The sequence below is a fragment of the Bartonella sp. HY406 genome, from assembly GCF_025449315.1.
Taxonomy (GTDB): domain Bacteria; phylum Pseudomonadota; class Alphaproteobacteria; order Rhizobiales; family Rhizobiaceae; genus HY038.
In genome coordinates this window covers 137,475-163,007 of the sequence record NZ_CP104894.1, presented here as the reverse complement: position 1 = coordinate 163,007, position 25,533 = coordinate 137,475, and the positions used below count along the sequence as shown (strand labels likewise).

At 40.7% G+C, this 25,533-nt stretch carries 19 protein-coding genes; 11 read left to right on the top strand and 8 right to left on the bottom strand.

The window, feature by feature from the left end; genetic code table 11:
• The first annotated feature begins 140 nt into the window (after nt 1–140).
• Entirely contained in the window at nt 141–1,439 is a 1,299-nt protein-coding gene (locus tag N6B01_RS14505) for an MFS transporter (protein ID WP_262080764.1), read from the top strand.
• A 118-nt stretch (nt 1,440–1,557) separates the two neighbouring features.
• Nucleotides 1,558–2,517 carry a M14 family metallopeptidase gene (locus N6B01_RS14500; protein ID WP_182419842.1) on the top strand — a complete coding sequence of 320 codons (960 nt, stop codon included), beginning with the start codon at nt 1,558–1,560 and terminating at the stop codon, nt 2,515–2,517.
• Nucleotides 2,518–2,802: 285 nt separating this feature from the next.
• Here N6B01_RS14500 and N6B01_RS14495 read toward each other — a convergent pair whose 3' ends face one another.
• Nucleotides 2,803–4,098 carry an ArgE/DapE family deacylase gene (locus N6B01_RS14495; RefSeq protein WP_262080763.1) on the bottom strand — a complete coding sequence of 432 codons (1,296 nt, stop codon included), beginning with the start codon at nt 4,096–4,098 and terminating at the stop codon, nt 2,803–2,805.
• Between the two features lie 537 nt (nt 4,099–4,635).
• On the opposite strand from N6B01_RS14495, the gene N6B01_RS14490 reads away from it, so the two are divergent.
• A complete protein-coding gene (locus N6B01_RS14490) occupies nt 4,636–4,965 on the top strand; it encodes a hypothetical protein (RefSeq protein WP_262080762.1) in 330 nt (109 codons plus the stop codon).
• Nucleotides 4,966–6,217: 1,252 nt separating this feature from the next.
• Here the strand turns inward: N6B01_RS14490 and N6B01_RS14485 are convergent.
• Nucleotides 6,218–6,664 (bottom strand): hypothetical protein, encoded by a 447-nt coding sequence (locus tag N6B01_RS14485; RefSeq protein WP_262080761.1) that lies wholly within the window; start codon nt 6,662–6,664, stop codon nt 6,218–6,220.
• A gap of 183 nt (nt 6,665–6,847) precedes the next feature.
• Here N6B01_RS14485 and N6B01_RS14480 point away from each other — a divergent pair, with 183 nt between their 5' ends.
• Together N6B01_RS14480 and N6B01_RS14475 are read left to right on the top strand one after the other, a co-directional pair.
• Nucleotides 6,848–7,918 (top strand): hypothetical protein, encoded by a 1,071-nt coding sequence (locus N6B01_RS14480; RefSeq protein WP_262080760.1) that lies wholly within the window; start codon nt 6,848–6,850, stop codon nt 7,916–7,918.
• Nucleotides 7,919–8,268: 350 nt separating this feature from the next.
• Nucleotides 8,269–10,194, top strand: a complete 1,926-nt coding sequence (locus tag N6B01_RS14475; RefSeq protein WP_262080759.1) for an AMP-binding protein — start codon at nt 8,269–8,271, stop codon at nt 10,192–10,194.
• A 294-nt stretch (nt 10,195–10,488) separates the two neighbouring features.
• On the opposite strand, the gene N6B01_RS14470 is transcribed toward N6B01_RS14475, so the two are convergent.
• The gene (locus N6B01_RS14470) at nt 10,489–10,857 is read right to left on the bottom strand and encodes a hypothetical protein (protein WP_262080758.1); all 369 of its coding nucleotides are present in this window, start codon (nt 10,855–10,857) and stop codon (nt 10,489–10,491) included.
• A 471-nt stretch (nt 10,858–11,328) separates the two neighbouring features.
• Here N6B01_RS14470 and N6B01_RS14465 point away from each other — a divergent pair, with 471 nt between their 5' ends.
• Nucleotides 11,329–11,682 (top strand): hypothetical protein, encoded by a 354-nt coding sequence (locus tag N6B01_RS14465; RefSeq protein WP_182419831.1) that lies wholly within the window; start codon nt 11,329–11,331, stop codon nt 11,680–11,682.
• 337 nt (nt 11,683–12,019) lie between these two features.
• Here N6B01_RS14465 and mce read toward each other — a convergent pair whose 3' ends face one another.
• The 4 genes from mce to N6B01_RS14445 all read right to left on the bottom strand — a co-directional run bounded on the left by mce (nt 12,020) and on the right by N6B01_RS14445 (nt 18,239).
• Nucleotides 12,020–12,427 (bottom strand): methylmalonyl-CoA epimerase, encoded by a 408-nt coding sequence (gene mce / locus N6B01_RS14460; protein WP_262080757.1) that lies wholly within the window; start codon nt 12,425–12,427, stop codon nt 12,020–12,022.
• 44 nt (nt 12,428–12,471) lie between these two features.
• The gene (gene scpA, locus N6B01_RS14455) at nt 12,472–14,622 is read right to left on the bottom strand and encodes a methylmalonyl-CoA mutase (RefSeq protein WP_262080755.1); all 2,151 of its coding nucleotides are present in this window, start codon (nt 14,620–14,622) and stop codon (nt 12,472–12,474) included.
• Nucleotides 14,623–16,635, bottom strand: coding sequence for an acetyl-CoA carboxylase biotin carboxylase subunit (locus N6B01_RS14450; protein WP_262080754.1), 2,013 nt, complete (start codon nt 16,633–16,635; stop codon nt 14,623–14,625).
• A gap of 71 nt (nt 16,636–16,706) precedes the next feature.
• Nucleotides 16,707–18,239, bottom strand: a complete 1,533-nt coding sequence (locus tag N6B01_RS14445) for an acyl-CoA carboxylase subunit beta (protein WP_262080753.1) — start codon at nt 18,237–18,239, stop codon at nt 16,707–16,709.
• A 512-nt stretch (nt 18,240–18,751) separates the two neighbouring features.
• On the opposite strand from N6B01_RS14445, the gene N6B01_RS14440 reads away from it, so the two are divergent.
• From N6B01_RS14440 to N6B01_RS14420, 5 genes are all read left to right on the top strand, one after another.
• Nucleotides 18,752–20,170, top strand: coding sequence for a helix-turn-helix domain-containing protein (locus tag N6B01_RS14440; RefSeq protein WP_262080751.1), 1,419 nt, complete (start codon nt 18,752–18,754; stop codon nt 20,168–20,170).
• Nucleotides 20,171–20,314: 144 nt separating this feature from the next.
• Nucleotides 20,315–21,394 carry an NAD(P)-dependent alcohol dehydrogenase gene (locus N6B01_RS14435; protein WP_262080750.1) on the top strand — a complete coding sequence of 360 codons (1,080 nt, stop codon included), beginning with the start codon at nt 20,315–20,317 and terminating at the stop codon, nt 21,392–21,394.
• Between the two features lie 204 nt (nt 21,395–21,598).
• Nucleotides 21,599–22,219 carry a hypothetical protein gene (locus tag N6B01_RS14430; protein WP_262080749.1) on the top strand — a complete coding sequence of 207 codons (621 nt, stop codon included), beginning with the start codon at nt 21,599–21,601 and terminating at the stop codon, nt 22,217–22,219.
• 193 nt (nt 22,220–22,412) lie between these two features.
• The gene (locus tag N6B01_RS14425; RefSeq protein WP_262080748.1) at nt 22,413–23,588 is read left to right on the top strand and encodes a tetratricopeptide repeat protein; all 1,176 of its coding nucleotides are present in this window, start codon (nt 22,413–22,415) and stop codon (nt 23,586–23,588) included.
• A 114-nt stretch (nt 23,589–23,702) separates the two neighbouring features.
• Nucleotides 23,703–24,878 (top strand): tetratricopeptide repeat protein, encoded by a 1,176-nt coding sequence (locus N6B01_RS14420; RefSeq protein WP_262080746.1) that lies wholly within the window; start codon nt 23,703–23,705, stop codon nt 24,876–24,878.
• A 186-nt stretch (nt 24,879–25,064) separates the two neighbouring features.
• Here N6B01_RS14420 and N6B01_RS14415 read toward each other — a convergent pair whose 3' ends face one another.
• On the bottom strand, nt 25,065–25,364 hold the full coding sequence (locus N6B01_RS14415; protein ID WP_262080744.1) for a hypothetical protein: 300 nt from the start codon (nt 25,362–25,364) through the stop codon (nt 25,065–25,067).
• Nucleotides 25,365–25,533: the final 169 nt, after the last annotated feature.

Sequence of the window (25,533 nt, the reverse complement as noted above, 5' to 3'; positions counted from 1 at the left end):
AAAGATTGATGTCTTGGATGAATTGCAAAGATAGTTGGGCAAATTATTGACTAAGGCTTAAAGCCCCATTCAAGTTTAAATCTTTCGCTCGATTTTGTTTGCATCCTGCACATGCAACTGCAATTAAATAGGGAGGCCATATGTCTAATCCACAGGGCACAATGACAGTGGGGCAAATTATGCGCAAAAATTGGCGCGAATTTGTTGCAGCGAGCGCCGGTAACGCGCTCGAATTTTATGATATTTTGATTTATGGATATTTTTCCATAACCATTGGTAAGCTATTTTTTCCAAATTCTGACGAAACAGTATCACTGCTTATTGCGGTTGGTACTTTTGGTATTTCGTTTGTTACCCGTCCGCTTGGTTCGATCATTTTAGGTAGCTATGCTGATAAGGCTGGCCGAAAAGCCTCAATGTCCTTGTCTATCGGGCTTATGGTGCTTGGCACTGCAATGATTACCTTTGTACCAAGTTATGAGACGATTGGTTTCATTGCTCCTTTGGTCATTATCATTGCGCGTATGATCCAAGGCTTTTCAACCGGCGGCGAATTTGGCGCGTCTGTTGCTTTCCTTGTTGAACATGCAGGAACCAAACGCCGTGGCTTTTTTGCCAGTTGGCAAATGGCAACCCAAGGCCTAGCAACGGTCATGGCGGCAGGTATGGCAGCATTGATTTTTTGGTATTTTGATGCAACCCAAATCGAAAATGGTGCATGGCGCATTGCCTTTGCCTTTGGTTTGCTTATCGGCCCTGTTGGTTGGTATATTCGCCGCAATGTGGCTGAAACGGAAGAATTTGAACAAGTTAAGCATGAAAAGGTTGATCATAAGCCATTTAAGGAACTTTTGACCAATAATCTAAATAGCATGTTGCTTTGCATTGGCATTGTTGCTGCGGCAACCGCTTATAATTATGTTCATAAAATCTATATGCCAACCTATTCCATCAAGCAATTGCATTTGCCTGCAACTGTTTCTTATATTGGTGCATTAATCACTGGTTTGATGTTGTTGTTTGTGTCGCCCATGGTTGGTGCATTATCAGATCGCTTTAACCGCATTAAGCTTGTTGGCTTCTCGTTGCTATTGCTTGGCTTAACTTCGTTTCCGTTGATCTATATTTTGAACAAATGGCCAAGTGCAACCACGCTATTCTCTGTGCAAGCTTTTGTTGGTTTCCTTCTTGCTTTAAGTTTGGCAGCTATGCCAGCCCTTATTGCTGATATTTTCCCAACCAATGTGCGCAGTACCGGGCTTGCAGTTAGTTACAATATTTCTGTAACTATTTTTGGTGGTTTCGCGCCGCTTATCGCAACATGGTTGATTGATAAGACACACAATAATCTTGCTCCGAGCTTTTACGTTATAGCAACCGTTGTGCTAAGCTTAATTGCCATTACTGCGCTTTATCAACGCACACCAAAACGCCGCTAATATAAGGCTAGAGCAGCTTTGACTAAATTAAACTAAGCTGCTCTTTATTTTTGATTTGACGCATTTTTGATGAAAGTCCGTTTTACTATTTTGCTAAAATGGAGGGAGAAAATAAATTATGACTTCAAAATTCAAACATTATCCAATTGAATTGCCTTTTCCAGATATTTCCGTTTGGAAAGAAGGCAATTGCGGCGTTCAATATATTCACCATTTTGATTCAGGTAAGCCAGGTAAACATGCAATGATTATGTCATTGGTGCATGGCAATGAAGTCAGCGGTGCGTTGACTGTTGACCGCCTATTGCGTGATGGTTTCAAACCAAAACAAGGCAAGCTTACTCTTGGCTTTGCAAATATTGCTGCTTATGAAGCTTTTTCAGCTGAAAACCCAGATGCAACACGGTTTATCGAAGAAGATATGAACCGCGCATGGGATAATGAATCGCTTTACGGCACGCGTGATACCATCGAAATTCGTCGTGCCCGTGAAATTGAACCAGTGCTTGCTGATGTAGATCTACTGCTTGATCTTCATTCCATGCATGAAGCTGATCCGCCAATTATGATGGGCGGCGTATTACCAAAAGGTGAAGCGCTTGCACGAGCCATTGGCGTGCCAGAATTTATCATTATGGACCAAGGGCATAAGGCTGGCAAACGCTTGCGTGATTATGGTCAGTTTGGTAATCCAAATAATGATAAGGCAGCGGTTTTATATGAATCAGGGCATCATTTTGAAAAGCAAGCCTATCCGCTAGCGCTAGATGTTGCTGCGCGTTTCTTAATCGTTGCTGGTGTTGCTGATGCAAGTGACGTTTCAGATTATTTGCTTAATCAAGCACCAGTTACACAAAAAGTCATTGATATCACCGAAGCTGTGACGATTAAAACTGACAATTTCCGCTTTGCTGAAGATTATGTTGGTATGCAAGTTATTGCTAAAAAAGGCACAGTCATTGGTTATGATGGCGATGAGGAAATTGTCACGCCATATGATAATTGCTATTTGTTGCAGCCCACTTTGCGTCATGCACGCATTGGCACCACTGCGGTGCGCTTGGGTCGTGAAAAATAGATTTAACTTAGATTTGCAGTTTTTTCTATTCCTCCCGTCATGTAAAAAACTGCAATATGACGAGCATTTTTTGTAAGTTATGGATCATCACTTGCAAAAAAATTGCTCAAGGGTTCTTATCCATCCTCCCCCTTTCACGGATAAGAACCCTCCATTTCTTGACCCGTTGGGTATTTTTCCAAAAAATAAAAATATTGCATAGAGCACTTTTTTCGATCGTAAAAAGTGTTCTTGGGCTCCTATTCTATTCCTCCCCCCGCTTTTAAGGAATAGGGGCCCACCTTTTTAATCTATCATTTTTTCTAATTTGCACCAATCAGCAATAAATAATGCCATGGTTTGCGTTACTTTGCGCAAGGATTGTAAATCCACACATTCATCAAAACCATGCGGATTTTTACAATATGGCCCATAAACGAGAGTTGGGCAATCGCCATAAAGTCCAGTAAAGCGCGCATCCGTGGTGGCAGCAAACACATGCTCGCCAAGTTCTTCATTCCATACTTGCCTATGCGATCGTTGTAAGGCAGCTTCTTGCGCTTCAGCATTTTCAAGCACATAGCCTTCTGCTAAAAAGCCCGTATAGCGAATTTTCGGCATATTTTGGCAGCCCTTAATTTGAGCTGCTTTATCCATAATAAAGGCTTCAAATTCTTTGCAGATTTCGTTTATAGATTGTTTAGGATAAACGGCAATGCGCACTTCAAACGTGCAAGAGGCCGGCATGCTTGACGGCCATTCACCGCCATTTATTTTACCAATATTAAAATTAATTGGGTGGGGATGCTTATCAAAAGGCGGATGGTTGGACTTTTGCGCGTTCCATTTGCTTTCTAACTCGTCCAAAGCTTGGATTAATTGCATTGCAATATGGATAGCGCTTGCGCCTTTGCCAAAATCTCCAGATGCGTGACCGGGAGCGCCTGATACTTCGACCTCTATCCAGATAGGTCCAGTTTGCGCCCGCATTAATTTGGGTTCTAACGGCTCAGGAATGAAAGCTGCATCGGCACTATATCCACGCACAAGGCAGGATAAAGCACCATTACCCGTACATTCCTCTTCAATGACTGATTCAACATAGCAAGGTGAAGCTGGCATAAAGCCTAGAGATTGCAAGGCTTTCAATGCAAAAATATTGGCCGATACGCCTGCCTTCATGTCGCCTGCGCCGCGCCCATACATCCAGCCATTTTCAATGCGTGGTTCAAAAGGCGGCGATGACCAAGCTTCCAATGGGCCGGTTGGTACCACATCAACATGGCCATTTAAAATAAGCGATTGGCCAAGAGTTTTGCCCTTGGGCAGATATTGGCCAACCACTGACCATGCATCATCATAAGATACACTGACGGGTGAAAAGCCACGATGGGATTTAATCGCTTCAATATCAATCAACCATTTATCAACATTTAGACCAAGATCAATCATTGCCTCGGCCATAAAATCTTGAATAGCTGCTTCTTGTCCTCTTAGTGAGGGAAACTTAACCAGTTTTTTAAGAAATTCTACCTGTTGATCAAAAAGGCGATCGACAGCCAATTTGATATCTTCGCTGTTAGGGTAGTGGGGCTTTGCCATTTTGACTAACCTTTATAATAGGGTTCATTGATTAATGACTATTTTTTAACAGGTTCGCGTTTCACGCCTTGTAATTGATGAAACTGGATTGACAATCTATCGACTAGATTGAATGATAATGAAAAGTAACAACAAAGCAAATAAAATATTAAATTGGCGATCTTCGCAAATTATTGGTAATGATTACCAGATTATGTGAAACATGATCGAAGTATATTTTTTGGTGAAGATTGGGAGTGCAAAAATTTTCGCTTTATTCATGAAGCTTAACAGTATCACCCGGCCGATTAATGACAAATAGTAATATAAAACTAAAAATCATCAGGCGGGCAATAATCGTGAGTGTCTATATCATATAAATGGTATTTTCACGGATAGCACGAAGAATGCACCCTTATATTGGCATAAGTTGAAGCAAAGTGTCACAAGTGCCTAGGATAATGGTGCTATCTCGTTCAATCTCTACAAAAGCATAAAGGCTTGGCGAATGGAGGCTTAAAACGAATATCCTATGGCGATTAATATTTGGATTTTAAAATGTTAGATAATGAAATTAATTATAATTTAAATGAAATGGAAAAAAAATTTGGGGCTCCTATCACCAGTGGGTTTTTCTACTTTGTAAAATGTCCTCATTGTCAAACAATTTATCTCTTTGATAATGAATTTTATGTTTTCTTCGTCAATCCAAATAATTTAAAAGACATTATTGCTGACGATAATTTTAAATGTTTAAAGTGCGATTTTGTATTTACTGCAAATGATAAATTTATGAATGGTAGTTTTTATGAGGAAAACCAAGATCCAAAAATTCATGTAACTAAACAAGATCTTCTTTCTAGTGATTGGAAGTGGGCAATTACTTAGCCAGCCATTGCAAACTTATGTGTGATTGAAATTATCACTCATTGCCGCAAAATATTTTATAAGGGCATAGCCACACCAGAAATTTTTAAAGGCAAATATAAGCGGATGGTGGTTAAGGTATATCACCCAAAAATTCCATATAGCCTGTCCTATTTCAGGGGAAAAATATTCACAAAGTCTAAAAATAGCAAATAGTGGGTGGTATACCCATTTTCGCTTTATTATTAAGTCCTTTTTATATAAATATTAAATCTTGATAATAATATATAACATATAGTCTTATTAACAAAAATAATGATTGAATATATAGAGTGCAGTGAAAGGTTTTTTATGATTAATCGGCATTTCACCCAAAAAGATTTTGAAGAAAGAATATCCGCTGATTATGTTTTTTATTATTATAACAAAAATAACGATTTGGATCATGATGATGTAAATAAAGTATTTTTAATATATTTAGAAAAGATCAGTGAGTAAATAAACCCAGAATTTATCCTTTTGTCGAATATTCAAAGGAATTTTACTTTGGTAGCCATGTCGGTGATGAAAAATTTCTTGAGGAAAAAGGATTGAACTTTGGAAAAAGATCGGGACTTATTCGCAAAGTCGGTTTTATAATGAGGGAAGACTTGTTCTATATGTTTTATATAGATTAAGAGTTTGTATTGCTTTGAACGCCAATGAGCCGGAATATACGATTAGCCTTTTTTTTGCCGATGCTTTGGATTTAGATGGAGATAATTGGCAACATATTGAACCATCTATTGCTCAATATTATGCACCAACTTTTATAGTTGAGGATTAATGCGGCTATGGGGTGAGCTTTTGTCTTTTTTGAAAATATTTATATAAAAAATTGAAAAATAGCCCAGTAATTAGCCCCATTAAGCAAAAGATCAAATGTAATTCTAACAAAGAAATTAAATCTTTCAAAACGAAAATATCAAGACCCAAAAAGCTCAATTCGCATATAAATATACTATAAATAATTGCTCCTATAAGGCTAATATGAGGTTTGAAATTCCAATAAAGCGGCAATGTAAGCAGGCAAAAAATAGCTGCATGTATGGCAAGCAGGCATATTTCAAAAAAAATTATAAATCCAAATACCATTATATAGGAACCAAAATAACTTTTAATACCACCGGCACTACAGCCGAAAAACGCACAAAGAATAATCAGCGTTGCAATGATAATACCAGCCAATAGGCTTTTAAAAAATTGCGCATTTTTCTTCCTATAGCTTAAAATTCTATCGAATAAAGATAGCAGTATCCATTCTTGGTTTGGTAAGCCATTTATAAATAGCCCAAAAAATTAGCCCGGTTATAGCGTTAATCACCTTAAAAAAAATGGATATGATGTAAAATGGCACAAAACTCTTTACCACGTAAAAATATAAGAGGGTTGCATTGGCTAAGCCAATTGCTGTACTCCAGCTAAGGATATATAAAAATTTTAATTTAAAGTATTTTTGTAATATTAAAAAGAGTGGTATGCTTATTGCGACAAATAGACCTATAATAATAATAAATATTGCCAGAAATAAAATAAGAACTATCTTTATAATTAGCATCGTCATGCCATCATTAAGATCAATTTCTATTTTCTGGTTGAATGCAATACTAATTATAAAAGCTATGATCAGTAGGTTGGTTGCAAGGTAACTTAGCCAATAGGCAGAAATAAAACGCCACATAAATCCCCCTTAATAAATATGAACTTTGTTCAAATTTTTATCCTTTTGCTTCACAAAGTCAATCCTCTATTTTGATAAATTGGAAGAAGTAGGTTCAATGCGGAACGCACCTATTGGTTTTTGTTTTAAAATAGGCAATATTGCCTGAATATTTGGGTTTATTCAGCACATGTGGGGAATAAGATGTTGCAAAGGTTTTTACAAGGCTTTTGGGAGGTTCTATACAATCTATTTTGTAAAAGATCTGATCAACGCTATTTAAATAGTAAAAATTTCGCTGTGCATCATAGCCTTGCTGATGAATATGGCTCTCATTATCAAGATGTAAAAAAGCTGTTTGATTGTATTTTTGAAAATAGGCTCGATGATTTTGAGCAAGGCTATACAATTTTACGTAAAAAAGACCAATTATTACAAGGCGGTGTTTTAAAAAGCGGTTTGGTTTGGCAAAGATTAGGTATTGAATTTGGGCGCTATCCGCTTGAGCAGTTGCAACAAGGACTTGCAGCAATTGGAAAATGGGCTGAAGAAAAGCAAAGTGCTTTTGGCTTTGGTCTTTATGCTTATTGTCTTCATCATGCTGCATGGACTGAAGGCGGCGATCATTATGCCGATGAAGCAAGCGAAGAAGAGATAGATGGCTATTTCCGCAATATTGTTCAGATGGAAACGGCTCTAACCCGAGATGTTGAAGGCAAAGATGATTGTTTAATTTGGAATTTGGCCAATTATAATTATCATTCTGATGGCATTTGTGATGTTAAGACATTAAATAAATTATTCAAAAAATTAATTGCCTTGGATCCTGATAATCTTAATAACTATTGCCTGCATGCTTTTAAATTATTGCCCCGCTGGCATGGCAATTCTATGCGTGACATGGATAATTTTGCCCGACAAGCAATTGAAAAAACCAAGGATAGATTTGGCAATGGCGTTTATAGCTTGATTTATCATTATCAATTTCGCCTAGCCGACCACGAGGTTGAGGATAGTTTTTGCGATTTAGAATTGTTAAATCAAGGCTTTGATGATTTATATAACCGTTTTGGCGGACAAATGATTGTAAACCGCCAAATAGCAACATTAGATTGGGCGCAGGATTATCGTCGGGCAAAAGAAATTATTGATACAAGATTAACCGCCATGACACCATTGGCATGGATGTCAGAGGATAGCGACGAAGGGCTTGAATTTGCCCGCGATACAATTGCTTTTATTGGTCTTTTAGAAGATGATGAAGAAGATAATTAAAAAACGCTGTTTTTAGTCCGTCATTTATCGTTTTGTTAAATTTAAAAAACGAACATATTGCAAAACTTTGATGGTCTATTCGATTTAAAGCATAAAAAGTGATGATAGAAGATAGGCAAGTATTTATTGTACTATCGTTTTAGCCCAAAATGCTGTTGCTTTATGCATTTAAAATTCAAAATAATTTAAAACGATTTAAAAAAAATACCTTTTTTGTCACCAAATCCTAATTGCGTAATATTTGATTTTATTAGCATAATTGCGTTTAATCTGGGACAATATGTCGCTTGACAGGTGCTGCAGATTCATCAACACTCTTATTTGGAGTGAGTGTAATCTGGGAGGATTCCATGACGTCAGCATTTGACAAAATTTATAATGAATGGCAGCAACAGCCTGAACAATTTTGGGGAGAGGTTTCCAAACTTATTGATTGGTCGAGGCCATTTGACAAAGTTTTTGACAAGGATCAAGGCGTTTATGGCCGTTGGTTTACGGGTGGTAAAACCAATGCTTGCTATAATGCGGTTGATCGCCATGTTGAAAATGGCCGCGGTGAACAAGTCGCTGTTTATTATGATAGTCCGGTGAGCCATGGCAAACGCGCCATTACCTATCGCGAATTATTGGACGAGGTGCAGGCATTAGCTGCTTTCATGCAAGATCTTGGCATTAAAAAGGGCGATCGCGTTCTGATTTATATGCCGATGATACCACAAGTTTTTACCTCCGTTATGGCATGTACGCGTATTGGTGCTATCCATTCAATTGTTTTTGGTGGTTTTGCTGCCAAGGAACTTGCTATCCGTATTGATGATTGCAAGCCAAAACTTATTCTTGCCGCATCTTGTGGGATTGAACCTAATCGCATTGTGCCTTATCAATCCATGGTTAATCAAGCAATCAGCATGGCCGAGCATCAGGTAGAGCATTGTATTGTTCACGAACGCCCGATCATTCAAGAAAAGCCTGAAGGCTTATTTGAATTAAAAGAAGGTCGCGATTTTGATTTTGCCGTGGTGCTTAAAGAAAATATGGGGCGCAAAGTCCCTTGTGTTGAGGTGGATGCGACTGATCCACTTTATATTCTTTACACATCTGGCACCACCGGCAAACCCAAAGGGGTAATGCGCGATGTTGGCGGCTATCTCGTGGCGCTTGCTTGGTCTATGGGGGCAATTTTTAATGTTAAACCGCAAGAGGTGATGTTTACCGCGTCTGATGTTGGTTGGGTGGTTGGCCATTCCTATATTATTTATGCACCACTATTAATTGGCGCAACTACGGTGCTTTATGAAGGTAAACCCGTTGGTACACCAGACCCCGGTTCATTTTGGCGCATTTGCGCTGAATATAATGTGCGCTCGTTCTTTTCTTCGCCAACCGCGCTTCGCTCGATTAAGCGTGAAGATCCCCATGGCGATTTTACCAAAAACTACCAATTACCCAATTTGCAAGCGATGTTTTTAGCCGGTGAGCGCGCCGATCCAGATACATTAAATTGGGCGCATGAGCTTTTTGACATTCCCATCATTGATAATTGGTGGCAGACCGAGACAGGCTGGCCAATTGCTGCAAATCCTATTGGCATTGAATTAATGCCGATTAAACTTGGTTCACCAACCCGGCCAATGCCCGGTTATGCCATTGATGTGCTTGATGATGATGGTCAAAAACTGCCGCCCGATAGTTTTGGCAATCTCGCCTTCCGCCTGCCATTGCCTCCTGGCTGTTTGCCAACCCTTTGGCAAGCTGACGAGCAGTTTAAAAAAAGCTATCTTGAGCGTTTTCCCGGCTATTATAACTCGGCAGATGCAGGCTATATTGATAAGGATGGCTATGTCTTTGTTATGAGCCGCACCGATGATATTATCAATGTTGCAGGTCACCGTTTATCCACCGGCGGTATGGAAGAGGCTATTTCAGGTCATCAAGATGTTGCTGAATGTGCAGTTATCGGCATTAGCGACAAGTTAAAAGGACAGGTTCCTTGCGGCTTTATTGTGCTAAAACATGATGTTAGCCGCGCCAATGATGTTATAGAAAAAGAATGTGTTGACCGTATCCGCGACATCATTGGCCCTGTTGCGGCGTTCAAGCTTGTGGTAACTGTGCATAAATTACCCAAAACCCGGTCGGGTAAAATTTTGCGTGGCATGATGCGCAAAATTGCCGATGGCGAAGAATGGACAGTGCCAAGCACAATTGAAGACCCATCAACTTTGCAAGAAGTGCAGGAATTACTGATTGAACGCAATATTCGCCAAGTTGCTTGAAGCATAAAACTTTTTTGACAACTCCCCTTTAGCGGCTATTCACCCCGATAGCCGCTAATGCTCTTTAAGCAATCTTATGCTCAGTATCTAGCACTATTTAATCGATTATGGTTAAAGTAATTTTGGCATACCCATCATATAATTTTGGATAATTGTTACACCATTATCAGACAGCTTTTTTTTTAAAAAATCCAAGAAAAGCATAGTTCCGACGGTCAGCCCGTCGCGATACAGTGCGACCATATTTAATTATATGCTTATTGTCTGGTAGGTATTTAATATCTCTTAAATATATTAAAAAACATAATCCATTAAGGTTACATTTTTCTCTTTAATCTTTTTGATGTTTTTATAAGGATATAAAAACTTTTCATAAACGGTTTCGATATTATCACCAATTTCTGGAAATTCTATGATATAGGCATTAAGTTTATTAATGAGATTCAACTCGATTGCTTCATCTAAGGTTTCATACATTTTCGTCAACTGATCTGACGCATGATGATTTTCAAGCAATTTTGCCAATATGCTATTGATGATATCACTACTACAAAATGGAATGGACCCATCAGATTTATCCAAAAATTTTACGTGCCTAATTAACATAATCAGGGCATAAATCTCAGTTTGATCCAAAGTAACAGATTTGTCCAATTTTTGCATGTGGCACGCTCTTTTATAATTCAATTTATAAAACAATCTTAGCGAATGATTTTGGCTGAAAAACGCAACAATGCCAATAGGCAAAAAAGTTGAGGCTTAACTATCTGGGCGTTAGCTATTGGCTGACGTATTTATATTTTCATTTCTTTTGTTATGAAAATATTACTCAAATCAACGGAATTATTACGATTGTCGCTATACACTTCTTTATATGTGTAACATTTTTCGCACTTTTAAACGCACCATATGGACCATTTGATCATTATAAACATAAGTTTCTTTTATTTGTATCATGGGCTATAAATATGCTTATGTGATTGCGTTAACCTTCTTTATTTATTTAAGGTCTATGGCCAAAACTTCCAACAGGTGATTAAAAGCTGTATTTAAGGTGAATTAGGTTCAACTACAGCATGTAATTTTTTCGTTTCAGATGCCCCCACGCTTAAAAGGCATAAGTGAGGAACTAAAATGTTTATTATAGATTTTGTTGAAGTGCAGTATAGCGATAATATAATCTTTATACCTTCCTATATTGTTGAGCCAATAAAACAATATGGTAGTATATCATTCATAAATCAGCTAGAGGCAGAAAATGCGGAAGGCATTGATAACCCTAAAGGATTTATCCAGTTTCAATGGGGAATAATAAAAGGAACCTCCGATTTTTATAATTTTGAATGTATTGCCTATGTTGGCGGCGCTCTAATGCTCAAACTTAAAGATGGTAAAGAGAATTATCTTTTAATTAAAAACTTTCCTTATGAAGAATATGAAAAATCGCGCAATTTATTTCGATCATGGGGGTTAGAAGTGCGAAATTAAATAACAGCAAATGCCACGTCAGATTGCTTTTTATTCAATTGAAAATTTTTAAAAATATGGCCTTATCATTAAGGCGAAATTAGGCCTATTTTGGGTTACATGCTAGTGTTTTGGGATGATAACTCATCAATTGAGATTGACTGATGTAAAGTGCCGCTTATCAAAACAGCATTACACTACCCAACAATGGAAAATAAGGTGATCTAAGGCTTTATAGCTAATAGTTTTATAATCTGATCAATAAAGCCACATTTTTAAGCAATTTTTTATTTTGGGACGGCGCGAAAATCAAAAATAGAGCAGTCTTATAAGCAATGAAGCGCGCACCAATCACTCGCTAAGCTTGTTCAATTTCAATTAATGTACCGTCAAAATCCTTGGGGTGGATAAAAAGCACCGGCTTACCGTGAGCGCCAATTTTTGGTGTTCCATCGCCCAAAATACGAAAATTATTTGCCCTTAACTTATCGCGCATTGCCACTATATCATCAACTTCAAAACAAATATGATGCACGCCGCCATTGGGATTTTTGGCTAAAAAACCCGCAATGGGTGAATGTTCTCCAAGCGGATATAATAGCTCTATTTTGCTATTTTCAAAAGTGATGAAAACAACGCTAACGCCATGCTCTGGCAAATCTTCAATAGCTGATACTTCTGCGCTAAGCATTTGATAGTGTTTTGCCGCTTGTTCGAGGTTTGGAACGGCAATTGCCACATGATTAAGGCGACCAAATTGGCTCATACTAAACTCCCCTTATGCTTTGTGGCAAATTGCGTTTTCTCATTCTAATCATTACGCAATTTACCTTCTAAAAGATCAAGAATTTTTGCCGCTGCCTCTACTACATTGGTGCCCGGGCCAAACACTGCGGCAACGCCATGGGCTTGTAAAAATTCATAATCTTGGCGCGGTACGACACCGCCGCACACCACAATAATATCACTATTGCCGCGTTTTTTGAGTTCTTCTACCAGTTGCGGCAACAAGGTTTTATGACCGGCAGCAAGGGAGGACACGCCAATAAGCTGCACTTTTTTGGCAATTGCCATATCGGCGGCTTCATCCGGTGTTTGGAAAAGTGGGCCAGCAATAACTTCAAAACCAATGTCACCAAAGGCGGAGGCAATGATTTTTGCACCGCGATCATGGCCGTCTTGGCCAAGCTTTGCCACCATAATACGTGGTTTTTGGCCAATTTTGCTGGCTATTTCGCCCATGCGCCTTTGTAAATGCTGATATTCTGGCTCATTTTTATAGGCTTTACCATAAATATTTTTCACAACTTTTGGCGTTGCAACATGATCGCCAAATACTTTGCGCATGGCATCGGATATTTCGCCTACACTTGCCCGCGCCCGCGCCGCTTCAACCGCTGCTGCCAATAAATTGCCTTTGCCGCTTTTGGCAATATTTTCCAAGTCACTCAGGGTTTTTGTAACTTTGGCAGGGTCGCGGCTTTCGCGCATTTTGGTAAGGCGGGCAATTTGTGATAAGCGCACTTTGCTATTGTCAATTTCCAAAATGTCGAGCGTGTCTTCATTTTCAAGGCGATATTTATTAACGCCAACAATCACCTCATCCCCCTTATCAACCGCTGCTTGCCGCGCAGTTGCCGCTTCCTCAATCAAGCGTTTGGGTAATCCGTCTTTTACCGCCTTGGTCATGCCGCCAAGCGCTTCTACTTCTTCTATCAATGCCCATGCTTTTTGCGCTAATTCATGGGTAAGGCTTTCAACGTAATAAGAGCCAGCCAAAGGATCAACCACTTTGGTGACACCGGTTTCATGGTTTAAAATAAGCTGCGTGTTACGGGCAATACGGGCGGAAAACTCGGTTGGCAGCGCAATTGCCTCATCAAAAGAATTCGTATGCAAGGATTGCGTGCCACCAAGCACTGCCGCTAATGCCTCATAAGCGGTACGCACAATATTATTATAAGGGTCTTGTTCTTGCAGCGACACGCCAGAGGTTTGACAATGAGTGCGCAGCATTAAAGATGATGGTTTTTTAGGCGCAAATTCATGCATAATTCGCGACCATAAAAGCCTTGCTGCCCGCAATTTTGCCGCTTCCATAAAGAAATTCATGCCAATGGCAAAGAAAAACGATAGTCGCCCTGCAAATTGGTCAATATCAAGCCCTTTGGCAAGGGCAGCGCGTACATATTCGCGGCCATCTGCCAAGGTGAAGGCTAGTTCTTGCACCAAAGTGGCACCAGCTTCTTGCATGTGATAGCCAGAAATTGAAATGGAATTGAATTTTGGCATTTCCTGTGCGGTATATTCAATAATATCGGCAATAATCCGCATCGAGGCTTCGGGGGGGTAAATATAGGTATTGCGTACCATGAATTCTTTTAAAATGTCATTTTGAATAGTGCCAGAAAGCTGCGATCTTGGTACGCCTTGTTCTTCACCTGCCACAATAAAACTTGCCAAAATAGGGATTACCGCGCCATTCATGGTCATAGATACCGACATTTCATGAAGCGGTATACCATCAAACAGGATTTTCATATCCTCAACACTATCAATGGCAACACCTGCCTTGCCAACATCGCCGACGACGCGTGGATGGTCAGAGTCATAACCGCGATGGGTTGCAAGATCAAAGGCAACAGACAGGCCTTTTTGCCCTGCATTTAATGCTTTTTTATAAAAAGCATTGGATTCCTCGGCGGTCGAAAACCCTGCATATTGGCGAATAGTCCATGGTCGCCCCGTATACATGGTTGCCCTTGGGCCGCGCAAAAACGGATCAAGCCCCGGCAAACTATCCAATTCGGCAATATCAGCAATATCATCAGCGGTATAAACTGGCTTAATGTCAATGCCTTCTGCTGTGTGCCAGATAAGTTGGTCCGGCGAGCCTTTAATTTCTTTTTCGGCAAGTTTTATCCATTCATCGATCTTTAGGTTATTGGGCTTATGGGGCATTTAATTAAACTCCATAATAATTTGATCAACGGCTAGGCTTTGGCCAATATTGGCGGCAATTTTTGTAACTTGGCTTTTCTTTTCTGCCCGCAACATATTTTCCATTTTCATTGCTTCAACAATTGCTAGTGGCTGGCCTGCTTCAACCTCATCGCCTTCATTGACCAAAATTGCGGTAATCACCCCCGGCATGGGGCAAAGCAACATTTTTGAGGTATCAGGGGCTAATTTCACGGGCATTATGCTGGCAAGTGCCGCCACATGAGGCTCGCGTATTCTTGCTAAAACATCAATACCGGCATAGCGCAGCCTTATTGCTGTGCCTTTAATCTCGGTTTTAACTGCGAGGATTAGCCCATCAAGGTTGAAAATACCAAGGCTCATGCCCGGTTGCCAGTCACTTTCAACGCTCATGGTTTCACCATCGTCAAAGTGCATCAATATGGTTTTATCGTCTTCTGTTATTTTGAGGTTAAACGAGTTTTCATCAAGACCATTAAGAGTAACCACCCAATCCTTGCCAATAATGCGGCGGTGATTATCTAAAGTTCCTGAAATCATGGCGGCGCGTTTTTGTAAAATGAGATTGATAAAACCTGCAATTGCAGCAAGGGCGCGTGCCTGCCCAGCATTTGGGGCAACACCATGAAAACCATCAGCAAATTCTTCAGCAATATAGGCGGTGGTTAAGCGCCCTTCTTGAAAACGCTGCTGCCCCATAACGGCTGACAAAAATGGAATGTTATGGCCAATGCCTTCAACTTCAAAACGGTCAAGCGCTTCACTCATCGCTAAAATGGCGCTTTGTCGATCTTTACCCCATGTCACTAATTTTGAAATCATTGGGTCATAATAGATAGATATTTCACCACCTTCATATACGCCGGTATCATTACGCAATTTTATATCATCCAAACCATCAATATGGGTTGGGGATTGGTAGCGGCTTAAACGTCCAGTTGAGGGTAAAAAATTGCGAAATGGGTCTTCCGCATATAGTCGACATTCCATAGCCCAACCATGCAATTTTACGTCGTCTTGGGTAAGCGGCAAGGATTGACCATCAGCAATTTTGATCATTAATTCGACAAGATCAAGTCCAGTGATAAATTCAGTGACCGGATGTTCAACTTGTAAGCGCGTATTCATTTCAAGAAAATAAAAATTGCGATTGCCATCAACAATAAATTCTACCGTACCGGCTGAATAATAGCCGACGGCGCGGGCAAGTGCTACGGCTTCTTCGCCCATGGCTTTACGGGTGGCACTATCTAAAAACGGAGATGGCGCTTCCTCGATAACCTTTTGATTGCGCCGTTGAATGGAACATTCACGCTCACCAAGGGCAATAATATTGCCATGCTTATCACCAATAATCTGAATTTCAATATGGCGCGGTTCGGTGACAAATTTCTCGATAAAAATGCGGTCATCGCCAAAAGATGCTTTTGCTTCGTTTTTAGAGGCTTGAAAACCTTCACGGGCTTCTTCATCATTCCATGCAATACGCATGCCTTTGCCGCCGCCACCAGCTGACGCTTTAATCATCACCGGATAGCCAATTTGACTGGCAATTTTGACCGCTTCATCACTGTTTTCAATTAAACCCATGTGACCTGGTACAGTGGAAACACCAGCCTCACTTGCAAGTTTTTTACTGGTAATTTTGTCGCCCATGGCACGCATGGCATTGGCGGGCGGGCCAATTAAAATAATGCCGTTTTCTTGTAAACGCTCGGCAAAAATTGGGTTTTCCGACAAGAAACCATAGCCGGGGTGAACAGCATCGGCGCCGCTAATTTTTGCGGCTTCAATGATTTTATCGATGACCAAATAGGATTGCGCTGACGGGGAGGGGCCAATATGAATAGCTTCATCCGCTTCGCGGACATGTAAGGCGTTAGCATCGGCATCAGAATAAACGGCAACAGTGGCAATACCCATTTTTCGTGCGGTGCGAATAACGCGGCAAGCAATTTCACCACGATTGGCGATCAGAATTTTTTGTATCATTTTTGCCTCGGACAATGCGACAAAGTAAAAAATAAAAACACGATATTATCTCAATAATGAAGAGACGTTCTCTAAAGCGGAATGGTGTCATGCTTGCGCTTGCGGCTCTCAACCTTTTTATTGCGCAGCGCTGCAAAAGCACGCGCAACGCGCTTGCGAGTTGAGTGGGGCATAATCACTTCATCAATAAAGCCGCGTTCCGCCGCTACAAAGGGGTTGGCAAAACGGCTTTCATATTCTGCGGTATGGGCTGCAATTTTTTCCTCATTGCCAAAGTCGGAGCGGTAAAGAATTTCTGTTGCGCCCTTGGCACCCATCACTGCAATTTCTGCCGTTGGCCATGCATAATTAACGTCGGCGCCAATGTGTTTGGATGCCATCACATCATAAGCACCGCCATAGGCTTTACGGGTGATGACTGTCACCATGGGCACACTTGCTTGCGAATAGGCAAAAAGCAATTTTGCACCATGAATAATAACGCCATTATATTCCTGCGCCGTTCCTGGCAAAAAGCCCGGTACATCCACAAGGGTTAAAATAGGAATATTAAAAGCATCGCAAAAGCGCACAAAACGCGCACCCTTTCGCGCCGTATCAATATCAAGACAGCCTGCAAGCACCAAGGGTTGATTGGCGACAACGCCAATGCTGCGCCCCTCAATGCGAATGAAACCCGTGATAAGGTTTTTGGCAAAATATGCTTTCACTTCAAAAAAACTACCCTCATCAGCAATGGTTTGGATAAGCTCTTTCATATCATATGGCTTGGTCGAAGAATCCGGAATAAGCGTATCAAGCTTCATATCAAGGCGTTGCGGATCATCAAAAAATGGCCGCACAGGTGGCTTTTCTTGGCTGTTTAGTGGCAAATAATCAAAAAGCAGGCGGATGTTTTCGAGGGCTTCAATATCATTTTCAAAAGCCCCATCGGCAACCGATGATTTTTGCGTATGGGTGGTGGCACCGCCTAGTTCTTCGGCGCTGACAATTTCATTGGTGACGGTTTTAACCACATCAGGGCCGGTCACAAACATATAGGACGAGTCCCGCACCATGAAGATGAAATCAGTCATTGCCGGTGAATAAACTGCGCCGCCGGCACATGGCCCCATAATCACCGAGATTTGCGGTACAACGCCAGAGGCTTCAACATTGCGGCGAAATACTTCTGCATAACCAGCAAGAGATGCGACACCTTCTTGAATGCGCGCCCCGCCTGAATCATTAAGACCAATGACAGGCGCACCATTGCGTGCCGCCATATCCATAATTTTGCATATTTTTTGTGCATGGGTTTCAGAAAGTGATCCGCCTAAAACGGTAAAATCTTGCGAAAAAACATAAACTTGCCGACCATTAATGGTGCCCCAACCGGTTACAACGCCGTCACCTGCAAATTTTTGCTGCTCCATACCAAAATCCGTACAGCGATGGCTAACAAACATGTCATATTCTTCAAAGGAATTGGTATCAAGCAAAACGTCAAGCCGCTCGCGAGCGGTTAATTTACCCTTTTCATGTTGCGACTTTATGCGCCGCTCTCCGCCGCCTTGGCGCGCATTTTCACGCCGCTCTTCCAATTGTTGCAAGATTGCCCGCATTATAACTCCAATCCCGTTAATATTTTTACGTCAAAAATAATTAGTCGGCTAAATAATATGATTGCCTTATACGTTGTCTCTGGTTTCGGCCTAAACGTCTTTAAATATCCCAACTAACAAAATTAAGTGTGCAATGGCTAAAATTACATTGAGTAATTTAGCTTAATTAAATAATGAATACAGTAGCTTATAGTGTAAAGTTAAAATCAAAACGGGTGGTATGCCTATCATTAATGACGATGCTTCTTCGTGTAACAATGCGCATTTGGCCTCTTCTCCCTAAACCAATAGCACTTGTTAACTCACCATAAGCATACCAACCCTCGTGCCTCCCCGGCCAAACGTAACCTTTTAAAATGGCAAATCTGACAACGACTTTGTTTGCAATCAGACTTTCAGCCATATTCGCTTAGGAATCAAGGTAACAGATTTTTATAAATAATAAAGCTTGATTGTGTGCAAATGCATAAGTTATAAAAATGCAAATTGTAAATTGCAAAATTGTGAAAATCATGGCTATTGGTAAATTATATATTGGGCGCAAAGTGCGCAAATTGCGTGAAGAGCATCAAAACACCCAGATGCAATTTGCCGAACGTATTGGCATATCAACCTCTTATCTCAACCAGATAGAGAATAATCAAAGACCGGTTTCTGCGGCTGTATTATTATCGCTAGCTGAAAAATTTCACATTGATATAGCAAGCCTTTCCTCTGGTGAAGATGACCGTTTGCTTTCAGCATTAAGTGACACATTAAGCGATCCACTGTTTGAAAATAACCGTGCGAGCCTCCAGGAATTGCGGCTTATTGCCCAAAATGCCCCCAGTCTTGCCCGTGCGTTGATTTCTTGTCACCAAGCTTATCGGCTAGCATCAGAACAATTGGCAAGCAGTGATGATCGCTTGCAAACTAGCGGGCTTAGCGAAGTTTCGCCTTATGAAGAAGTGCGCGATTTTTTCCATTTTGTCGATAATTATATTGATAGCCTTGATAAGGCAGCTGAACATTTGGCTGCTTCTATCGGCATTGGTGAAAATGATAATCACGCTGCTTTAATCCGCATTTTGGAAGAAAAATATCAAATATTGGTTCGTTGGGGTAGCCTTGACGACACTACTGTGCGGCGTTTTGACGCGATGAGCAAAACCCTAACCCTTAACCCTTATGCACCTTTGCAAACCCGTATTTTTCAACTTGCTGTACAATTAGCGCAATTTGAAACCGATGATCTTTGTGAAGAAATTATCAATAAGGCCAATTTTAAATCCCATGAAGCTGAGGAAATTTGCCGCATTGGGCTGCACAATTATTTTGCAGGTGCTTTGGTGTTGCCTTATATGCCATTTTTGCGCACGGCTGAATTATTACGCCACGATATTGAATTATTGGCCGCGCGTTTTGGTGTTTCATTAGAGCAAGTTTGTCACCGCTTATCGACTTTACAACGCCCCGGCTCAAAAGGTGTACCAATCTTTTTTGCCCGTGTTGATCGCGCCGGTAATATTACCAAACGCCACAGTGCGGCAAAATTGCAATTTGCCCGCTTTGGCTCGGCCTGTCCGGTATGGAATGCCCACCAAGCTTTTGAAACGCCGGGCAGCATTATTCGCCAATTGGCTGAAACGCCAGACGGCGTGCGCTATCTTTGCCTTGCAGTGCAAGTGGTTAAGGGTAATGGTGGTTATCGCAGTACACACCCCCATTATGCCTTGGCTTTTGGTTGCGAAATTTCCAATGCTAAAAGCTTTGTCTATTGCGATGACTTGGATCTTGGCAATGGGGCAGCTTATGAAGCTATCGGTATTTCTTGCCGCATTTGTTCGCGTACAAAATGCGCCAACCGCGCCGTGCCACCCTTAAAGCATCGCTTAAACATTAATCATGATTTACGTGATGTTTTACCCTATACGTTGGAGCAAATTGGATAAAATTTTGCCATAAAATCAACCCTGCGGCAATAAAACGCAAGCAAGGCCATAATCGAAGAATAGGGATTATGCTATGATTAAGGTGGGTTAAAAGTCCCTAAAATTCGTTGTGGCCGATAAGGCATAATTTTCGAGGCGATAAACATGGCTAAAATGAAAGCAGCAATTTTTGTTGAAAAGAACCGTATTGTTCTTGATGAAAAGCCAATTCCAGATATTGGCCCGCAAGATGCGCTTATTCGCATCACCACAACAACTATTTGCGGAACTGATATTCATATTCTTAAAGGAGAATATCCCGTTGCTAAAGGCCTAACCATTGGCCATGAGCCGGTTGGCATTATTGAAAAACTAGGCAGCGAGGTCAAAGGTTTTAAAGAAGGGCAACGGGTTATTGCAGGTGCTATTACGCCAAGTGGCATATCCAATGCCTGTATGTGTGGTTGTAGTTCGCAAGATGGCCCGGGCACAAAGCATGGCTTTCAAGCAATGGGTGGCTGGAAATTTGGCAACACGATTGATGGCGCACAAGCTGAATTTTTGCGGGTAAATAATGCAGCCGCTAATTTATGCGCTATTCCCGACAAGCTAAGCGATGAACAAGTGTTGATGTGCCCTGATATTATGTCAACCGGCTTTTCTGGGGCAGAGCGCGGCGGCGTTAAAATTGGCGATATGGTGGTGGTTTGGGCACTTGGCCCAATTGGACTTTGTGCTGTGGCTGGCGCTAAACTTTGCGGTGCGACAACGATTATTGGCGTTGATACAGTACCAACCCGCATGGCAATGGCCAAACAACTAGGCGCAACCCATGTGTTGGATTTTAAAGCTTGTAATGCGGTGGAAGAAATCATGCGCATTACCGATGGGCGCGGTGTTGATGTTTCGATTGAGGCTTTAGGTTTGCAATCAACCTTTCAATCTTGCCTTAATGTTTTGCGCCCTGGTGGTAAATTATCAAGCCTTGGCGTTTACTCGGATGATTTAAAAATTCCGCTTGCTGGCTACCGAGCGGGCTTGGGCGATATTGATATTGTGAGTGGTCTTTGCCCCGGCGGCAAGGAACGGATGCGCCGTTTGATGAGCGTGCTTGAAAATGGCGAAATTGATCTAAAGCCATTGGTAACCCATAGCTATAGCCTTGATGATATTGAAAAAGCCTATGAGCTTTTTGCGCATCAAGCTGATGGCGTGATGAAAATCGCGATTAAAACCGCTGCATAAGATCATTGAAAAATGAAAAAAGAGCATTTTCGCTTCATGGCGAAGATGCTCTTTTGTTGGTATGCATATTAGATTTCATCTGAATGAAAATGTAAATTTATGTATATTTCGGTAGCTTGCTCCTCGTCAAACTATTCTAACCCGTTGACATTGCTTGGGCGCACATCATAATTTTGACAATTAAAGTACAAAAAGGTCCTAAATATGCAAAAACTAATTGAAAAAATTAAGTTTAATATGGATATTGAAGGATATGCTCAGTCAAAAGGCTTTATCGGTTTTTTTGAAAAATTTGGTAAATATCAGCACGGAATGGATGATGTTGCTATCAACTTTTTCTTAAATTATTTTTATCCCTCATTTTATCAAGGATATGTAATTAGTACGCTCTTTGTCGATATTGACTTTATTAAAAGCTATTCAAGTGCGAGCATAAAAAAAGAAACACCATTTTATATAGATTATCTTTCGCTTCATAGCTTAATACAGGTAATTAATAATCAATATAGCGAAATAGAACAAGAAGAATTATGTAAACATTTGATCAATATGAATAAATATATGACAAAAGAATTAAGTAGTTTTAATGTTTTTGATTTGTCAATTATTTCATCGTCCTTAATAAGTTGGGGTGCTGCGCGCGGCCATTTATTTTATTATCTCCCCAAATATGAATTGATTATATACCCCCATGACGATGTCGGCTTTGGTTTTATTAATATAAGTGATACAGCTGATAAAAATAATTACTTTGCTTTAAATTTTTTAAAAGAGGTTAATAAGTTAGATGGGTTTATTGCGCATTTAAATCGTGAAAAATATTAAAAATAAAGCGCATTTTTATGCAAATAAAACATAATGGAATTCACCGGATGCGTCACAATCCTTGATGTTTATCTTCAATATATATTTTTAGTGCGTATAGCTTCACAGTGTCGCAAAACTACTCTATGGTCAAAACGCTTGCGTTTTAAAAATGCCGAGATTTAAACAATTTAAAAATACAAGGATTTATCTGATGGGTTCAGCTTCAAATGACGCAAATATCGCAGCTCTTCGCAGTGAGGCCGAAAATGGCGATGCAAGCGCGCAAAATAATTTGGCGGTCATTTATGACGAAGGTCACGGCGTTGCGCAAGATAAGGTAGAAGCTGCCAAATGGTTTAAACTTGCCGCAGCTCAAGGCGAGATCAATGCACAGTTAAACCTTGCCAAAATGTATTTTGAAGGCGAAGGCGTTGCCTATGATTTGCAGCAATCCGTAAAATGGTTGCAGCTTGCGGCCGAACAAGGTCTTGCCGAAGCGCAATTTATACTTGGTAGTTTTTATGATACCGGTAAAGGGGTTGAGCAAGATAAGCAAGAGGCGGTAAAATGGCTTACTCTTGCCGCAGAGCAAGGCTATGCAGAGGCCCAATGCGATTTGGGTGTGATGTATGCCGATGGCGACGGTGTCACCCAAGATAATAATGAAGCTGAAAAATGGTATAGTCTTGCTGCCGAGCAAGGCGATGTTGTTGCTCAATTTAATTTGGCAGCGCTTTATCATAGTGGAGCGTTAGCAACCAAAGACAACCAAGATGCCTTAAGATTATACCAGCTTGCAGCCGAGCAAGGTTATGAATTTGCCCAATATAATTTAGCCTATATTTATGAACATGGCTTAGGCATTGACAAGGATATGCAAGAGGCTGAAAAATGGTATCGTTTGGCAGCAGAGACCGGAAATTCAGCTGCTCAATTAGCTATTTCTAAAATGTATCTTGAAGGCGAAAATGTTGAGCAAGATTTGATGGAAGCTGCAAAATGGGCGCGTCTTGCCGCAGAGCAAGGCGATGAAGAAGGGCAATTTGTTCTTGCATGCCTTTATGATAATGGCGATGGCGTTGAAGAAGACAAGGCGCAAGCGGCTAAATGGTATTTATTGGCGGCACAGCAAGGACATCCTGTCGCGCAATTTAATTTAGGCTACATGTATAGTGAGGGCGAAGGTTTGCCTCAAGACAAGGCGCAAGCAGCTAAATGGTATAGCTTAGCGGCGGAGCAAGGCGATGGTGACGCGCAATTTAATTTAGCTGAATTATATCAAAATGGTGATGGCGTAGAGCAAGATAAGGAGAAAGCCGCCCACTGGTACCGCTTAGCGGCAGAGCACGGCGACAGCGAGGCTGAAAAGGCATTAAAAGCGCTTTAACGACCACGCTATGAGCGGGGGTAAGGATATCTTATTTACAAGGATATGTAACATTAGATTCAGAATAGATGCTGATGTAAAGGTACAAGGTTAAAAAATGCAGGGGATGATTTAATGGGTTCGCTTTCTAATGACGCGAATATAACTGCTTTACGCAACTTAGCGGAAAAGGGCGATGCAGAAGCACAATATCAGCTTGGTTATATTTTCTATAGCGGTGAGGGTGTTGCGGTTAATCTTGAAGAGGCAGTCAAGTGGTTGCATCTTGCCGCTGATAATGGCTACGTACTTGCACAATATAATTTGGCCTCATTATACCAATATGGGGATCTTGTGCCGCAAAATTATGTTGAAGCCGCACGCTTATATCAGCTTGCTAGCGATCAAGATTATGCCTATGCCCAATTTGACTTGGCTTTGCTTTATGAAATGGGCTTAGGGGTTGATGAGGATAAGGCAGAGGCGGCTAGGCTTTATAAATTGGTGGCTGCAAAAAATTTTCCCAATGCACAGCTCTATCTTGCGCGTTTATATTTAAAAGGTGAAGGTGTTGCCTATAATGAAAAAGAGGCGGTAAAATTGGTGCGCCTTGCTGCAGAGCAGGGCTTTGCCGAGGCAGAATTTGTGCTTGGTAGCCTTTATGAAGAGGGAATTGGCTTAAAGCAAGACAGTGCGCAAGCAGCATTTTGGTTTTTACGTGCCGCTGAACAAGGGGAAGCTGCTGCCCAGTCTTATTTGGTTAAACTTTATGTTTCAGGCGTTGGTGTTGACTATAATTTACACGAAGCACTGAAATGGTGTCGCCTTGCCGCAGATCAAGGCGATGTGGAAGCACAATTTAGTCTTGGTTGTTTTTATGATTTAGGCAATGGCGTTGATGAAGATAAATTGGAAGCGATTAAATGGTTTCGATTAGCTGGTGAACAAGGACATGAAGAAGCCCAACATAATGTTGCTTATATGTATGATTATGGCGAAGGTGTTGCAGAAGATAAAGTGGAAGCTGCCAAATGGTACCGCCTTTCTGCGGAGCAAGGCAATGTTCGAGCTCAGGCAAATCTAGGTTATTTATATGGCGTTGGCGATGGTATTGTTAAAAACATTATTGAAGCCGAAAAATGGTACCGTTTAGCTGCAGAGCAAGGCGAACCCGCATCGCAATATAATCTAGGTGAATTATATCAAATTGGTGAAGCTGTTGGTAAAAATTTGGCGGAAGCCGAAAAATGGTATCGCTTATCGGCAGCACAAGGCTATAAGGATGCTGAAGAGGCGCTAAAAACTCTATAGCATAATCAGCTATATATGCTTTACGGGTGCAATATGGATTTAACAACGACTAAAGCTAATTGAGGCTGAAGTAAATAAGTCTATTTGCACCCAAATTGATTGTAATTAAAACATGGTTATTGATCGCTGACATGGAAATCTCGTTCAAAATTTCTGTTTACGCGCATTATCAATCGGCAAAAAATTTTAATCTGGCTCTTCTAGCCATTCAAAAAATCCATTATCCCGAAGTTTGGTAAAAGCTTCATGATATTCATCGGTTTGTTGGATTTTTTGCATGTTTTCTTTTGCTAAAAATTTAGGATAATCGCAGTCCACCCGATCTTGTCCTATATTTTTAAAAGATCCAACCGCTTTAATAAGATTTTCATGGCATAACCCCTCAGACATTAAAACTATGACTGCTTCATAATATTTTTCTGGTAGTTCATCGCCAAATGTGTCTTTTAGTAATTTATAAGTACTTAATAATATTAAATCATTCATTCTAAAACCTATGAATATTAATTGCATAATATTGGCTTTTTAAATATTATTTTAGCCTCATTGTGCCTTTGCGAGTTCCTATTTTTATAATAGCCTTTTTCGCTCTTATGCGAAAGCCGATTGCCCGGCGTTATCGTTTCAATGATTGATTGGGCTAAAACTCATACCA